A 15,750-nucleotide genomic window follows, 5' to 3' on the forward strand; every position below is an offset into this window, starting at 1 on the left:
ATTGTCTAATAGTATGCATAAACGAATATAGACAAAAAAACAATAGTATGATATACTAAATTTACTTAATACTAATAAAAAAATGACAGAAACATTAACTGCACCAGAAATACTTATAGACTCCCGAAAAGATGCGATCCCTGACTATGAAGAAATTGAGCAAGGCATCAAAAGACGTGTCCTTGACTATTTGCACAATCATAGAGAGGAAATATCTATCCAAACAGTAGAATATGGCGAAGATTATGACGTATTATTGCCTCTTATAGAACAAGATGCGCCATGGAGTGTTGAACAAATACTTGAGAAATACTCAAAAAGACTGGCAAAAACTAAATCACATACATGGTGGGCAAAGACTCTTAATATAATAAGAGACAAGCTTCCAGATCCTAGCGCAACCGATGCTCTGCAGATGACCGCTGTTCACCATTTAACTCTAGAAGAAGACAATCAAGTACAGGGCGACTTCGAGATATACGATATAGGAAACGAAGAAATAGACGAAGATACACTAAAGACTGTATATGCTACGTTACAACTTATAGATCAATTTGCAGGTGGCTTAATTTCTAAAGATCCTAGGTTCAAAAGGGTAATACTGGTAACTGGCCTAGACATAGGGTCGGGTCTAGGAAGAAGACACGACGAGAATTCTCAAATTCTGGGCTATTTTAACAGAACAGATGAAGTTGTTATCAATATTAGCGGCATTAAAGTAAAAGCCCTAAATGCCGCAGTGTCGTATAATGAAACACTTTCAGCTGTACTCGTGCATGAAGTACTAGGACACGCCTTAGAAAAACTGATATTCAATAATAATGAATCATTTAATGAGCACTTTGACTACTCTGAAGAACGTATTACGGGCGAGATATATACCTCAATACACCAAGACATAAGCCCTATAGAAGAAACGCTTACTGAAACTACACAACCGGTACGTGAATATGGTTGGATGAATCCCGCTGAAGACTTAGCTACTACCGTAGATGGATTAGTAACAAGAGTGATGGGCTGGGACTTAGAAAAAATTAAAAATTTTAAAAGTAATCCTGATAGATATAGAGAAGAGATAATCATGCGTATGATGGATATGGCTGCCGCTAAGGCAAGAGAAATGGGAGCCTCTGGGGTTGTGGGGAGCCGCATTACATTCATACTAGATGAGCATGGCAATACAAAAGTAAGACCTGCGCAACAACCACACGTTACAACCGTAACGGGCGAAGAATATATCAAAAAGACAATAGACGATGCATATAAAGAAATAATCGAAACTATTCCACGTACTATACGCGTATACTTAGCGCCTGAAATGGTTATGTAAAAACAAAAGAGTTTATTTAGATCTCTACATTTTTATATTATACACACCCATAACAACAGCCTATTGGTACAGTACTTCTGGTATAATTGCTAGACATGAGAGTAACAGAACTATTTACCAAGACAAGCAAAACAGTACCAGCGGACGAGACAGCGAGAAACGCACAACTTCTTATACAAGCCGGTTTTATTCATAAAGAAATGGCAGGAGCCTACGCCTATTTGCCACTTGGCTTGCGTGTGATAGAAAACATCAAAACCATTGTGCGTGAAGAAATGAACGCCACAGGGAGCCAAGAATTATTAATGACGGTTCTGCAACCCAAAGAAATTTGGGAAAAAACCAATCGCTGGGACGATGCAGTGGTAGATAACTGGTTTAAAACAACGTTACTTAACGGCACAGAGCTGGGGGTAGGCTTAACCCACGAAGAACCAATCGTAGATGCGGCCAAGGGTTCAATTTCTTCTTATAAAGATTTGCCTAAAAGTGTCTACCAAATAGGTACAAAGTTCCGTAATGAAAAACGAGCGAAATCGGGCCTATTAAGAGGCCGAGAATTTATTATGAAAGACGCCTATACATTTGCCAAAGATCAAACCCAGCATGAAGAAATCTATGAAAAAATTGCGGCTGCTTACCACAAAGTATATGAACGCTTAGGTCTAGGCGATAGCACATACCGCGTAAAGGCAGATGGTGGGATTTTTACAAAAAGATATAGCGACGAATTTCAGACGGCAAGCCCTTTGGGCGAAGATACGATATTTACAGTGCCAGACACTGATATATTTTTTAATGCAGAAATAGCGCCGTCTCAGGCACCACAAGGTGCGCAACCGACCGATACATTACCAATGGAGCATCTAAAAACTCCAGGTGTAACAGGCGTGCAGCAACTATCAGAAGTCTTAGGCGTACCCGTAGAGAGAACAGTCAAAACAATGCTCTATATTGTAGACGGGGTACTTACTGCCGTGGCAGTACGGGGAGATTACGATGTAAACGAAATCAAGCTAAGGACAGCGCTTGGTGCTACGAAGGTGGCTTTAGCAGATGAGGCAACGATTAAAGAAACCACTGGTGCAGCCGTAGGCTACGCCGGATTAATTGGTTTGCCAAACGATGTTCAGATTATCGTGGATGATTCGCTAAAAACACTCGTTAACTTTGAGCTTGGTGCAAATAAAACAGACTATCACTGCATTAACGTAAACTGGGGCAGAGATTTGCCACTGCCAGAAAAGCTGTACGACGTTAAAATGGCCAAAACTGGTGATATTCATCCAGAAACTGGCAAAGTATACACGACCTTTAAAGGTGTAGAAGTGGGCAATATATTCCCCTTAGAAACAAAATTTACAGATGCACTAGATTTATACTATTCAGACGAAAACGGTGAACGAAAACAGATTATTATGGGAAGTTATGGCATAGGGGTTAGCCGATTAATGGGGGTTATAGCAGAGCATTTTGCCGATGACAAAGGGTTAGTTTGGCCAGAAAACATCGCACCGTTTTTAGTGTATCTTGTACAAATAGGTACAGACGAAGCTGTAGCGCAAGCAGCTAAAAACTTATACACAGAACTGGCTGCCAAGGGTATAGAAGTCCTGTGGGACGATAGGGATGCTCGCCCAGGTGAAAAATTTGCCGATGCCGATTTATATGGCATACCGTACCGCATTGTGGTAAGTAATAAGACACTACAGAGCAACCAATACGAAGTAAAAAAACGTTCTGAAAAAGATTCAGAAATGATATCAAAAGAAAAACTTGTCAATATGTTTACAACCTAGTACCATATGCTATACTACTACGGCTGCAGACAGGTGTGAAAAAGGAGCAACGCAGCTCATTTAACGGAAAAATAAGAGGGTAGAATGAATAAAGCATTCAAATTAACGCAGTCAGGAATAGACGAACTACAGGCAGAACTAGATGATTTAATTGCCCAACGCCCAGAAATTACTGAACGCATAAAAACAGCGAGAGAAATGGGTGATTTAAGTGAAAATGCAGAATACGCCAGTGCCCGCAGTGAACAAGATCGTTGCGAGCTACGTATTAAAGAAATTGAACACATTATTAAAAATGCCGAAATTATTAAGCAGCCAAAATCTGCTAACAAAGTACACCTTGGCAGCAAAGTTGTCCTAAAAAGCGACGGTGGCAAAACGCAGCAGTATCAAATTGTGGGTACGGTAGAAGCTAACCCGCTAGAAGGTAAAATTAGTGATGAATCACCAATTGGGCTTGCCTTAATGAACAAGACTGTCGGTGATAGCGTAGAAATTGTAACTCCTGCCCAGACAACCCTTTATAAAGTAACTGACATTTCCTAAACACATAATGCAGAGAAAAACCTCCTTAAAACTGCTATTCATAGGGGTAGGGCTGGCAGTTTTAGGTGCATTCTTAGCGCTTGTTGCGTCGCTCACGCTTGTGGGCTTTATAACTACTGCTATAGGCGTAGCACTCATATCATTAGTCGCATTTCGTATAGTGTAGGTTAAGCTATTTTTCAATAGATGCACCTAAAAGGCAAAATGCTCATTTTGCTGTATACTAATTTACAATGGCTACACTAAAAGAACTGCGCGACGAACGCCTGCGCAAACTAGACGATTTACATACACTTGGCGTTAATCCATATCCAGCGTCTTCGTATCGTACCCACATTGCTACCGATGTGACCAATAGATACGAAGAAACAAAAGGTCAAACGGTAACCCTTGCAGGGCGAATTACAAGTATTAGAAAGTTTGGAAAGATTGCATTTATCGTCATCAAAGACAACTCTGGCGAGGCCCAGCTTTTCTTAAAAGCTGGTAGCGTGCAACCGCTTGACGCAGCCAATAGTTATTTGGGGCTCGATAATATTAGTCTGCTAGATAGTGGTGATTTTATAGAGGCTGCTGGTACTGTTATTAAGACACAAACAGGCGAGCCTTCAGTAGAGGTTGCAAAATTACGCTTGCTTACCAAGAGTTTACGGCCCATGCCAACCAAGCAAGACGGCTTTACCAATAAAGAAGAGCGCCTGCGCCGACGTTATATAGACATTAATGTGAATGACGCTGTAAAGGCGCGGTTTATTCGTCGTAGTACATTTTGGCAGGCAACCAGAGATTATTTGAATGAACACGGCTTTATAGAAATTAATACGCCAGTACTAGAACATACGACAGGTGGCGCTGATGCTACGCCTTTTGTGACACACATGAATGCGCTTGACCAAGATTTTTACTTGCGTATCAGCCATGAACTACCACTAAAGCGGCTCATTGGTGCTGGGTACGAAAAGGTATATGATATTGGCCCACGGTTTCGGAACGAAAATTACAGCGATGAGCATTTGCCAGAACATATCGCGATGGAATGGTATTGGGCGTACGCCGATTGGCGTGATGGTATGCAATTTATGACAGACATGTATCGGTATGTCGCTAAGCAAACATTTGGCCGACTGCAGTTTACCATAGGTTCTATGCAAGTAGACTTGGCACAAGAGTGGGAAGAGTGGGATTATGCTACGGTTATTCAAGAACACTATGACTTAAACGTGTTTGATTGCACCCTAGACCAAGTGAAGGCAGCGCTTTCAGCTCACAAACTAGAAGTAGAAAAGACCGAAAATATCGCCCGAGGCATAGATAAGCTATGGAAGAATATTCGCAAAGACGTAGTTGGGCCGGTGTGGCTCGTAAATACGCCAACGTTTATTAGTCCGCTTAGTAAGAGCAATCCAAATAACCCTAACACCGTACAGCGCTTTCAGCCTATTATCGCTGGTAGTGAACTTGGTAATGGGTTTAGTGAGCTCAATGACCCACAAGACCAGTTGCAGCGGTTTTTAGAACAGCAAAAAATGCGTGATGCAGGTGACGAAGAAGCGATGATGCTTGATATCGATTACATTGAAATGCTCGAATATGGCATGCCACCAGCATGTGGCTGGGGATGGGCAGAGCGTGTTTTTTGGGTTCTAGAAGGTGTAAGTGCGCGTGAAGGTGTGCCGTTTCCACATTTGCGCCACGAAATAGACGACGTTACAAAAACCATCTATCCTGACATTAATCTTACATAAAAAAGGAGCCGACCGTACGTGAAGCACAAGCAATGCATCGTCATAGGCGCTGGTGTGGCAGGGCTTAGCAGTGCGGCTTTGCTTGCCAGTAAAGGCTACGATGTTATGGTTATCGAGCAAAGTAGCACCTACGGTGGTAAAGTGGGCGAACGTATGGTAGGGCACGCCTATTTTGACAGTGGTCCAAGTGTTTGCACCGACACACGTGTCATAGATTTGGTATACACAAAGTGTGGTAAAAACCCTAGAGATTATTGGCAGTACCAAAAATTGTTAGAAAACACAGCTTATTTTTGGCCTTCAGACGACACGCGCTATACGATGCCCATAGGCACGGCACGTATAGAAAGGTCAATTGTGCACACTTTTCATGAGCGGCCCAAAAAAGTACGGGCCTATTCAAAGCGTACCCAAGCGTTATATGCACTAACGGCACGCTATTATATAGACAGAAGGATTGCGCTGAAAACATTATTTCATCCAAAGGCATTTGTTGGTGCTATGAAATTACTGCCACTGCTTTTCAGTACGGTTAATACTCGCAATAGCCGTTATTTTTCTAACCCCAAGACAGTACAACTCTTTAACCGCTACGCTACGTACAGTGGTAGTAACCCATATAAAGCCCCAGCTGTATTGCAATTTGCCGCCATACCAGAACTAACCCAGGGTGTTTATTTTCCTGATGGAGGTATGCGGTCTATTGCGACAGGGCTATACAAACTCTGCGAAGATGTGGGGGTGAAGTTTTTGTTTAATAAAAAAATTACGTCTTTGCAGCAGAGCAATAATTTCGTAACGTCTGTTCGTGTTAATAAGCAACAATTTTTATGTGACACCTTACTATATAGTGGTGATGTTGTGCGCCTGTATGAACTACTTGGTGATACAACGCATAAACACAAGATTGCCCAAACTGAGCGTTCTACCTCTGCGATTGTTTTTTACTGGGAAGTACGCGGTACTTTTAAGCAATTTGGTTTACACAACGTTATTTTTAGCGATGATTACCAAAAAGAATATGCCCAATTGCAACGTGGCGAAATACCACAAGATCCAACGATATACTTGAATATCACCAGCAAAGTCGACCGCTCACATGCTGCAAAAGGTACCGAAAACTGGTTTGTCATGGTTAATGTACCCGCAGGTACAAAAGACGTTGCCATACTCGCTCTTAAGGATGTCGTTAAAGCCAAACTAGAAACGATGTTGGGCGGTTACATCACGATTTTACATGAACATACCATGAGCCCTACAGATATTGCTACGAGCACGGGTGCATGGCAAGGGGCGATTTACGGCCAAGCGAGTAATTCATTACAATCCTTGCTATTTAGGCCTAAAAATCATGCCAAAACACCGTACAATATATATAGGGTAGGTGGTACTGTGCATCCAGGTGGTGGAATACCTTTGGCGGTACGATCCGCCCTCATAACAACGGATATGCTATGAAGCAATTTAGTATACATATGTGGAAACATCATCAAGAGCTTGTCGTACTGGCAATTACCAGCTTTTTTTTGCTGGCCGGTGTTGTGCAGTACGCGATAGGCCTCACATACGTCTTGCGCCTGACGCCTGTTGTGATAGGTATTATTGCAGCACTCGTCATGCTGTATTGGCATGCACCACCACGGCGAAAAGCTAGCCTTATTATGGTAGCTTTTTTAGTAGGCTTTATCGCAGAAATAGTGGGGGTAAACACTGGACTTTTATTCGGTGATTATACGTACGGGAGCGTGATGGGGTTAAAAATCGCGGGAGTCCCCATACTCATAGGTATTACTTGGGCCTTAGTGACCATTGCTGCGTGGCAAATAGTAAGTATGAGCCCGTATAGCAGGGGAGCAAAGATATTTTTAGCAGCCTGTTTAGTAGTAATATTTGATTTAATCTTAGAACAGTATGCAACCGCGTTTGGTCTGTGGCAATGGGGTGGTGGCATCATACCACTTAAGAATTATATTTCTTGGTTTATCGTCGCAGCTGCAATTACGACAAGTTATAGCCTTGTAGCCAAACAATCGAAGCCAAATATATATGGAGCCTGCGTGCTGCCGGTGCTGGCACTTTATTTTTGGTTGATGTTACTTGTACGGTAGTAAAAAATATTACAGCGTATCATCAGCTAGGCGCGCTACAGTACGTGTAGGTTATTGACAATAATACTTAACTTAGTTAAACTAAGTATTAAGTTCTGACCTACAATGTAACATAATTTGCAAAAGGGGGGTACGAATGAAAAGAACAATGAAAAAACGAATGAATGACAAGTACGATAGGCTCAGCGAAGATTTGCGTGAGTTGCAACGGCTTATGACCAAGCAGAGTGTGTATGCTAACGCAAAAGTACGCTCGTATAATCAAAGACGTCCAAAGCACGTGAAGCGATACTTCGAATTTCAAGACATGTATAGCTAAGGATAACGTATAGGTTTTAGACAAGTTGAGTCACCAAGTTAAACAGTTGGTGACTCTTTTTTGTAGGTTTGGCTGTACAATAGGTAACATGAAGCTACATAGATTTTATATTCACGAAATGCACAATAGATTTGGCCCAATAGCACTTGGCCACGAGGTATGGATACATGACACAACATTACTACATCAGTGGCTTACTGTACTGCGCTTTCGGGTTGGTGATCAGCTTGTACTGTTTAACGATACAGAAGAGCGTTTATATACAATTGCCACAATACAAGGTACCGATTCTGTTAAACTAGAGCTTCTTACAGATATAGAACGTTGTGTAGCGACCCGTGAAGTATACTTAGTGTGGTCACTACTTAAAAAAGATAAAAATGATTGGGTATTGCAAAAAGCCACAGAGCTCGGTGTGCATAAATTTATACCAATGATTGCCCAAAGAAGTGAAAAAACAGAGCTTAATATAGAACGAGCCAAACGAATTATCATCGAAGCAGCCGAACAATGTGGCAGAGCAGACATTCCAGAGTTGAGAGAACCAATTAGCCTACACGAAGCATTAGAAGAGTATAAAGACTTGCCGCTATGTATTGCTGAACAGCACGATGATCAAAACAACATACCGACAGATACAAAAAAAGTAGGCATCTTGATAGGGCCCGAGGGTGGCTGGTCAGATGAAGAAAAGATCTATTTTAAAGAATTAGCCTTACCCCATGTGTCGTTATCTCGTTTTACTTTGCGGGCAGAAACAGCTGCAATCACTGCCGTAAGCAGACTACTGAGCTAGTTGCCAAAAAATATACTTGATTTTGTAATACGTTAGGCGTATACCATATATATCTTATGTTTAATGAGTATAAATAAGGTACACATACGCAAATGTCATTTATTGATCATTTTCGTCACCCCATAAATAGTGATGAAATCCGGTTTATAACAGAAGAGCAGCAGCGCTTAGAGCAAGCCCACGTTGCTTTATTTACTGAAGCGCAACACCTAAGAGATATATGTGACTACATGCTTGCAGGCCGTTGTAATGCTCTGGTTCCTACTTATGATAGATTCGCAGAATATAACAATAATGCACCCGATTTCAGTGAAGAAAAATATCGCATCACGTGTTTTCGGCCAAACGATTCTTTGCGTCTCGTACAAAGCAAGGGGGGCAGGTATGTAGACTGTGTGATATCTGATTGCCAGGTAAGCATTACTCATGAAGAACGAGCCGCAAATGGTGAGCACAAAATTTCTTCGCAATTTACAGCGTGCAAACCTGCACCACATAGCCACAGTACTTTAGAACTAGCAGCGCTTTCTGAAGAGCTGCTCGCGCTACAAGAGAATTTGCTTATAGCCGCTGGATACAGAGAGCTGACAATGAACCCGAATGCTCGTGAACGATTAGCAAAGACGGCTGTCGAACACGTAGTGTCTAGCACGTTTTAGCCTGCTGTCTGTTACAATTGGTTGAATGGCATATTACAGAAACACGCGTTACACACTTGGGCAAACGAAACCATATACAATTAGTCGTAGTAAAATAGAACTCTTTACACAGTGCCAGCGTTGTTTTTGGCTCGAGGCGAGGCTTGGTATTAAAAGACCCAGCAGTCCACCGTTCCAAATAAATAAAGCAATAGACGAACTCTTCAAAAAAGAATTTGATTTTTACCGCCAAAAACAACAACCGCACCCTATTATGGTACAAAATAAGCTTGCAGCTGTACCATTTAAACATAAAGACGTGGTGCTATGGCAAGATACGTTTAAAGGAATCCGTACACTGCACACGGGTACTAACCTAGAAGTGTTTGGTGGCATAGATGACGTTTGGATAGACGCAAATGAGCAGCTTATTGTGGTAGATTATAAGGCCACCGCAAAAGCCAAAGAAGTGACGCTAGACGCCGATTGGCAAAAAAGCTATAAACGCCAGCTAGAGGTATACCAATGGTTATTACGCCAAAATGGTTTTACCGTGAGTGATACGGGGTATTTTGTATACGCGAATGCTCGCTTTGATGGGGATATTTTTAACGATACACTAACCTTTACAACCAAATTAATTGCTCACACAGGTACCGATAATTGGATTGAGCCAACACTTGTACACATTAAAGAGGTACTCGAAGGCGACATGCCACCAGTTGGTGATTCTATAATGGGCGGTGAATGCGAATTTTGTGCATATGCTCGCAAGCGTACAGAACTTACGCTAGATCATTTGCAAAAATCTAAACGGTAAGCTTGCCTAAAAGGGGTATAATAAAAGTATGGTAGATATTCAGTTTATTCGCGAAAATCCTGACTTAGTAAAAGAAAAATCCAAGCAAAAGGGCTACGATATAGATATTGATGAACTACTGCGCCTTGATAGCGAACGACTTGCTTTGCTTGCACAAGTAGAAGAATTGCGCCAAAAACGCAACGAAAACGCAGCAGCTATAAAGAAGCAAGGTAAACCAGACCAAGCAGCAATAGACACTGGCAAACAAATAAAAGTAGAACTTGCCCACCGCGAAGCTTTACTCACAGAAACTACCGAAGCCTGGGGTATCGCACACAAGCAAGTTCCTAACATGCCTTTAGAAACTGTACCAATTGGCAACAGTGAAGACCAAAACGTGGTAGTCAAAGAAGTTGGCACCAAGCCAAATTTTGATTTTACACCCCAAAATCATGCCCACATCGCCGAAAGCAAAGGCTGGTTAGATAAAGAACGGGCTACCAAAATTGCCGGCGCGCGCTTTGTGTATATGAAGGGTGATTTAGTGCTTTTAGAATTTGCATTGTGGCAGTATGGTCTGAGTGTTCTAACAAATAGTACACTCCTTAAGCAAATTGCTACAGATAATGCCTTATCTGTCAGTACAAAACCATTTATTCCAGTTATACCACCAGCAGTGGCTAAGCAATCTGTGTTTGAAGCTACAGGGAGGTTAAACAAGCAGGAGCAAACCTACAAAATTGAAGACGAAGATTTATGGCTTAATGCCAGTGCCGAACATACGCTATCACCAATGTATTTACACGAAATACTATCAGAAAACGAGCTACCCATTAGGTTGGTTGGCTATACGACGGCCTTCCGTCGCGAAGCAGGCACTTACGGGAAAGATACAGAAGGTATTTTTAGATTACACCAGTTTAATAAATTAGAAATGGAAAGCTTTAGCGCACCCGAAGATTCACTTAGCGAGCATCATTTCATGGTTGCTATTCAAGAATATTTGATGCAAAGCCTAGGTTTGCCGTACCGTGTCCTAGAAAAATGTACTGCTGATATTGGCCGTCCCAATGCTAAGGGGGTTGATATTGACGTATGGCTCCCAAGCCAACAGGCATACCGAGAAACTCATACTGCAGACTACTTAACAGATTACCAAGCCAGGGCAATGAACACACGAGTGCGTCGTGCAGACGGCCATATCGAGCTTGTTCACACCAATGACGCGACAGCATTTTCACAGCGGCCACTAATAGGCATCATAGAAAACTTCCAAACTAAGCAGGGTGATGTTCGTATTCCAGATGTACTAAAGCCATTTATGAGCGGAAAGGAGCTTATATGATCAAAAAAATAGAAGTAACCAGTATCCACACGGAGACCGAACCAGAGGTAACCAAGTACGTAAAGAAAAAGATTGCCAAACTAGATAGCTATATGCCCAAACACGCCCGTAAAAGTGCCCGTGCAGAAGTCCGCTTAAAAGAAGAAAAAATTAAAACTAAAAAGCAATCGAGCTGCGAAGTCGTGCTGTATGTTCCAGGCGAAATTATCACCGCTAAAGAGACCACCGTCAATATGTACGCTGCCGTAGATATTGTAGAAGAAAAGCTCAAAAGCCAATTACGCAAGTATAAAGAGCAGACAATTATCACGAAAAAACGCGGTGATGCCAAAATTAGAAAAATGTTTGGCAAAATAGTCGGGAAAAGTCGTTAAAAATACGGTACAATAGACCTAGTATTTTCTGTTTTTAATTCGGGTGGTAAGAAAGGTCGTTTAGTTTTTTATGAGTAATTTTATTAAGAAAGTCCTTGGCGATAATCAAAACGGCGCGCTCCGACGCATGCGGCGCAAAGTAAAAGAGATTAACAAGCTAGAGGATACATACAAGGCAATGCCAAAGAAAACATTGGCAGAGCAAACACAGGTTTTGCAAAAGCGGGCAGAAAAAGAATCGCTTGATAAAATTTTGCCAGACGCCTTTGCCGTTGTCAGGGAAGCCGCTCGTCGTATTCTAAAACAGCGCCACTTTGACGTGCAGCTTATTGGTGGCATAACGCTCCATGACGGTAACGTCGCAGAAATGAAGACTGGTGAAGGTAAGACATTAGTAGCGACTGCGCCAGTATATTTAAACGCACTCACTAAAAAAGGTGTGCATGTAGTAACGGTAAACGATTACTTAGCACGACGCGACGCCGGTTGGATGGGTGAGATTTATCATTTCTTAGGCTTGTCTACGGCTGTTATTATCCCTGATGAATCGTATATTTATGATCCAGAATACACCAACGAAGATCATACCGACCCACGCTTTCAACACCTGCGTCCATGCACTCGCCAAGAAGCCTACCAAGCCGATATCACCTATGGCACAAACAACGAATTTGGTTTTGATTATTTACGCGACAACATGGTAAAAGAAACCAACCAGTTACGCCAACGGGAACTTAATTTTGCCATCGTAGACGAAGTAGACTCAATTTTAATTGATGAAGCGCGAACGCCACTTATTATTAGCGCACCAAGCACGACAAGTGGGCAATCGTACACGCAATTCGCCCGCGTTGTTGCCCAGCTAAAGCCAGAGCACTACGTTGTAGATGAAAAAGAAAAACAGGTAGTACTCACCGATAAAGGTATAGAAAAAGTAGAGAAACTACTGGGCATAAAAAACCTATACATCGGTGATAACATACGTACGTTGTATCACCTCGAACAAGCGTTGCGTGCCCAAACGCTATTCTTGCGCGACAAAGATTACGTTGTCACTAAAGACGGCGAAGTTGTGATTGTAGATGATTTTACCGGCCGTTTACTGAAAGGTCGCCGCTATAACGAAGGCCTCCACCAAGCTATCGAAGCAAAAGAAAGTGTTACTGTTCAAGAAGAATCTATGACGCTTGCCACGATATCGTTCCAAAATTACTTCCGTTTATACAACAAATTGTCTGGTATGACTGGTACGGCAGCTACCGAAGCAGAAGAATTTCATCAGATATACAAGCTAGAAGTTATTAGCATCCCAACCAATAAAAAGAACATCAGAAAAGATTTACCAGATCGTATATATAAGACAAAAGAGGCCAAAACACGGGCAATTATTAAAGAAGTTCAACGCTTGCATAAAAAAGGCCAACCAGTACTTATTGGTACCGTTGCCATAGAAAATAACGAAGAAATTAGCGCAGCCCTAAATAAAGCTAAAATCCCACACCAAGTACTTAATGCTAAAAATAATGAAAGCGAAGCTCAAATTGTAGCCAAAGCTGGCCATGTTGGTGCGGTAACGCTCGCAACCAACATTGCAGGTCGTGGTACAGACATCGTCTTAGGTGACGGTGTGCGTGAACTTGGTGGTTTGTTTGTGCTTGGTTCTGAACGCCACGAATCACGCCGCATAGATAACCAGCTGCGTGGCCGTACTGGTCGCCAAGGTGACCCTGGGGCTACACAATTTTATGTCAGCACAGAAGACGATCTTATGCGCGTCTTTGGTGGTGATAAAATCCGCAGTCTTATGGAGCGGCTCAAGGTAGACGAAGACATGCCACTAGAAAACAGGGTTGTCAGTAAAAGCTTAGAAAATGCACAAAAGAAAGTAGAAGGCTTTAACTTTGATATTCGTAAAAACGTGGTTAAGTATGACGATGTCATGAACAGGCATCGTAAAGTTACCTACGAAACGCGCCGTGCATTGTTAGAAAACGCGAACATCGCAGACAGAATAGCCAAATTTATCCACGAAGAATCAGTGAATTTGGCCAGTTTGCCAGGCCAAGACGACGAATACGAAAAACTCATTACTGATGTATTTCCGTTTGACGATGAAACGCTAGATAGATTGTTTGATGCTCCAGCTGATAAGTTCGCCCAAGTGCTCGAGCAAGAGGCCACCGAACTGTATAACGCACGGGTGACAGCATTTACACCAGACGTTATGCGCGTGGTCGAGCGTGATATTTATTTCCAGACGCTAGACAACATGTGGATGCAACATCTAGAAACGATGGAACATTTACGCCAAGGTATTGGCTGGACGAGTGTTGGGCAACGCGATCCGTTGGTAGAATACCGTAAACGCGCACAAGCAATTTTTGAAACAATGCAAAATAGTTTGCGTCGTGAGGTTATCCGTAATGTCATGCATGCCATGCCACTCGGTTATAGTGCAGAACACGCTCAAATGCATGAAACAGAGCTTACCCGCGCCGCCCGCCAATCGGTAGATAACGCCGACAGTATTACAGAGGCAGAAATCATTACACAAGCCGACTTTAAACCCATAAAAGCGCAACCAAAGGGCACCAGCACAAAGAAAAAACGTGCAGCTCGTAAAGTACAACGTAAAAATCGCAAAAAGAGCCGACGTTAATGCAGCATAACGTTCGGCACGTTACGCTTAAAAATGGCGCAGAAGGCTTATATATTGATATGCCGGGCGCAGGTGTGGTGGCTATAGATATTGTGTTTCGGGCAGGTGATTATTTATCACCAGCTGGCAAAACAGATACAGCCCACGTGATGGAACATTTAGTACTTGGCGCGAACAAAAAATATCCGAGTTCCAAAGAATATAGCAGAGAATTTAGTAAATACGGTGCGTATAACAATGCCTATACGGGTGATTACCACATGGGGTACGAAGCCGAATGCGAAGCCAGCGAAGCCGCTCGTATTACCGATTTGCTCTGTGATGCAATAGAAGCACCATTATTTACGCAGACAGATTTTATCGCAGAAATTGGCAATGTCCGCGAAGAACTCAAAATGCGCCGTAATAATGATGACGTAGAACTTAGTTTGATGCTCGAGGATGCAATGGGGTTTGTACCCAAAAGTTTTAAGCAGCGTGAATCTGAACTATCTGCAATTACCTTGGCAGATGTGCATGCTCACTATAAAAAAACCCACACGTCTAGTAATATGCGCTTTGTCATTGCTGGTCCCATGGATCACCTACAAAAACCTATAACTGAGCGGCTAGCATCAATAGCCTTGCCAAAAGGCACCGGCTATATAGAGCTTCCTGACGAACAGCCAAAACAGCTAAAAAGCCCACTCCTTGTACGTAATGCTAATTTAGATAATCTTTGCTACAGATGGGAAGCAGTGCTGCCTATGTTTAGTAGCCTTGTACAGCGTGATAGCCTTAGTGCTTTGCAGGAACTATTATTTAACGGCATTCATTCACGCGTGTTTGGCGACCTACGCGAAAAGGGCCTAGTCTATGGTATTTTTGGGAGTAATTACGAAACAAAACATAACGTTGTAAATGTAATTAGCGGGCAAGTGCAAACAGCTAACATCGCAGACGTTTTTGAAATTTTGCACAAAGAAATCGCTACAATTGCCAACAATGGTCTGCCAGAAAAAGAAGTACAAGACCTTAGAAAACGTGCCTACGGCGAGGTCCAGCGCTACAACCAAACTGCCAGCCAACTAAGTGGCTGGTATAGGCAGCCGTTTATCACCCGTAACGAAATTATCTATTTTGATGCGTTTGCAGAGCGCTTAGAGCATGTTACAAGCAGCAGTATTCAAGCCATTGCCCAGGCCATTTTAGAGGCACCTATTGATGGGCTTGGCATTATGCATAATGATACAGAAGTGCCTGATGCACGCCAGTTATTTGCCAAACTAAAACAAGGGTAAAAACTAAAC

General features: G+C 42.4%; 14 protein-coding genes. All 14 read left to right on the plus strand.

The features are described from left to right. The first annotated feature begins 82 nt into the window (after window positions 1-82). The 14 genes from H6795_00190 to H6795_00255 all read left to right on the plus strand — a co-directional run bounded on the left by H6795_00190 (window position 83) and on the right by H6795_00255 (window position 15,741). On the plus strand, window positions 83-1,330 hold the full coding sequence (locus H6795_00190; protein ID MCB9816941.1) for a hypothetical protein: 1,248 nt from the start codon (window positions 83-85) through the stop codon (window positions 1,328-1,330). A gap of 95 nt (window positions 1,331-1,425) precedes the next feature. Then, the gene (locus H6795_00195; protein MCB9816942.1) at window positions 1,426-3,129 is read left to right on the plus strand and encodes a proline--tRNA ligase; all 1,704 of its coding nucleotides are present in this window, start codon (window positions 1,426-1,428) and stop codon (window positions 3,127-3,129) included. An 84-nt stretch (window positions 3,130-3,213) separates the two neighbouring features. Further along, complete coding sequence (gene greA, locus H6795_00200; GenBank protein ID MCB9816943.1) at window positions 3,214-3,675, plus strand: transcription elongation factor GreA; 462 nt, start codon at window positions 3,214-3,216, stop codon at window positions 3,673-3,675. Window positions 3,676-3,908: 233 nt separating this feature from the next. After that, the gene (locus tag H6795_00205; GenBank protein ID MCB9816944.1) at window positions 3,909-5,420 is read left to right on the plus strand and encodes a lysine--tRNA ligase; all 1,512 of its coding nucleotides are present in this window, start codon (window positions 3,909-3,911) and stop codon (window positions 5,418-5,420) included. 18 nt (window positions 5,421-5,438) lie between these two features. Beyond that, a complete protein-coding gene (gene crtI / locus H6795_00210) occupies window positions 5,439-6,878 on the plus strand; it encodes a phytoene desaturase (protein MCB9816945.1) in 1,440 nt (479 codons plus the stop codon). After that, a complete protein-coding gene (locus H6795_00215) occupies window positions 6,875-7,528 on the plus strand; it encodes a carotenoid biosynthesis protein (GenBank protein ID MCB9816946.1) in 654 nt (217 codons plus the stop codon). The genes crtI and H6795_00215 overlap by 4 nt, the downstream gene beginning before the upstream one ends. Before the next feature lie 136 nt (window positions 7,529-7,664). Beyond that, window positions 7,665-7,847 (plus strand): hypothetical protein, encoded by a 183-nt coding sequence (locus H6795_00220; protein ID MCB9816947.1) that lies wholly within the window; start codon window positions 7,665-7,667, stop codon window positions 7,845-7,847. A gap of 88 nt (window positions 7,848-7,935) precedes the next feature. Then, window positions 7,936-8,643, plus strand: a complete 708-nt coding sequence (locus H6795_00225) for a 16S rRNA (uracil(1498)-N(3))-methyltransferase (GenBank protein ID MCB9816948.1) — start codon at window positions 7,936-7,938, stop codon at window positions 8,641-8,643. 92 nt (window positions 8,644-8,735) lie between these two features. Continuing rightward, window positions 8,736-9,302 carry a hypothetical protein gene (locus H6795_00230; GenBank protein MCB9816949.1) on the plus strand — a complete coding sequence of 189 codons (567 nt, stop codon included), beginning with the start codon at window positions 8,736-8,738 and terminating at the stop codon, window positions 9,300-9,302. A 25-nt stretch (window positions 9,303-9,327) separates the two neighbouring features. After that, window positions 9,328-10,101 (plus strand): PD-(D/E)XK nuclease family protein, encoded by a 774-nt coding sequence (locus tag H6795_00235; protein MCB9816950.1) that lies wholly within the window; start codon window positions 9,328-9,330, stop codon window positions 10,099-10,101. A 28-nt stretch (window positions 10,102-10,129) separates the two neighbouring features. After that, window positions 10,130-11,428 (plus strand): serine--tRNA ligase, encoded by a 1,299-nt coding sequence (serS, locus tag H6795_00240; GenBank protein ID MCB9816951.1) that lies wholly within the window; start codon window positions 10,130-10,132, stop codon window positions 11,426-11,428. Further along, entirely contained in the window at window positions 11,425-11,802 is a 378-nt protein-coding gene (gene raiA / locus H6795_00245) for a ribosome-associated translation inhibitor RaiA (GenBank protein MCB9816952.1), read from the plus strand. Before serS ends, raiA begins: the two co-directional genes overlap by 4 nt. Before the next feature lie 70 nt (window positions 11,803-11,872). Next, window positions 11,873-14,461, plus strand: coding sequence for a preprotein translocase subunit SecA (gene secA, locus H6795_00250; GenBank protein ID MCB9816953.1), 2,589 nt, complete (start codon window positions 11,873-11,875; stop codon window positions 14,459-14,461). Beyond that, window positions 14,461-15,741 (plus strand): insulinase family protein, encoded by a 1,281-nt coding sequence (locus H6795_00255; GenBank protein ID MCB9816954.1) that lies wholly within the window; start codon window positions 14,461-14,463, stop codon window positions 15,739-15,741. Before secA ends, H6795_00255 begins: the two co-directional genes overlap by 1 nt. Window positions 15,742-15,750 lie beyond the last annotated feature (9 nt).

The sequence above is a fragment of the Candidatus Nomurabacteria bacterium genome (assembly GCA_020631975.1).
In the GTDB taxonomy this organism is placed as follows: Bacteria; Patescibacteriota; Saccharimonadia; order Saccharimonadales; family CAIOMD01; genus JACKGO01.

Coding starts and splice junctions, on each gene's coding strand:
- H6795_00190 (MCB9816941.1), top strand. CDS start 83: ATGACAGAAACATTAACTGCACCAGAAATACTTATAGACTCCCGAAAA.
- H6795_00195 (MCB9816942.1), top strand. CDS start 1,426: ATGAGAGTAACAGAACTATTTACCAAGACAAGCAAAACAGTACCAGCG.
- greA (MCB9816943.1), top strand. CDS start 3,214: ATGAATAAAGCATTCAAATTAACGCAGTCAGGAATAGACGAACTACAG.
- H6795_00205 (MCB9816944.1), top strand. CDS start 3,909: ATGGCTACACTAAAAGAACTGCGCGACGAACGCCTGCGCAAACTAGAC.
- H6795_00215 (MCB9816946.1), top strand. CDS start 6,875: ATGAAGCAATTTAGTATACATATGTGGAAACATCATCAAGAGCTTGTC.
- H6795_00220 (MCB9816947.1), top strand. CDS start 7,665: ATGAAAAGAACAATGAAAAAACGAATGAATGACAAGTACGATAGGCTC.
- H6795_00225 (MCB9816948.1), top strand. CDS start 7,936: ATGAAGCTACATAGATTTTATATTCACGAAATGCACAATAGATTTGGC.
- H6795_00230 (MCB9816949.1), top strand. CDS start 8,736: ATGTCATTTATTGATCATTTTCGTCACCCCATAAATAGTGATGAAATC.
- H6795_00235 (MCB9816950.1), top strand. CDS start 9,328: ATGGCATATTACAGAAACACGCGTTACACACTTGGGCAAACGAAACCA.
- serS (MCB9816951.1), top strand. CDS start 10,130: ATGGTAGATATTCAGTTTATTCGCGAAAATCCTGACTTAGTAAAAGAA.
- raiA (MCB9816952.1), top strand. CDS start 11,425: ATGATCAAAAAAATAGAAGTAACCAGTATCCACACGGAGACCGAACCA.
- secA (MCB9816953.1), top strand. CDS start 11,873: ATGAGTAATTTTATTAAGAAAGTCCTTGGCGATAATCAAAACGGCGCG.
- H6795_00255 (MCB9816954.1), top strand. CDS start 14,461: ATGCAGCATAACGTTCGGCACGTTACGCTTAAAAATGGCGCAGAAGGC.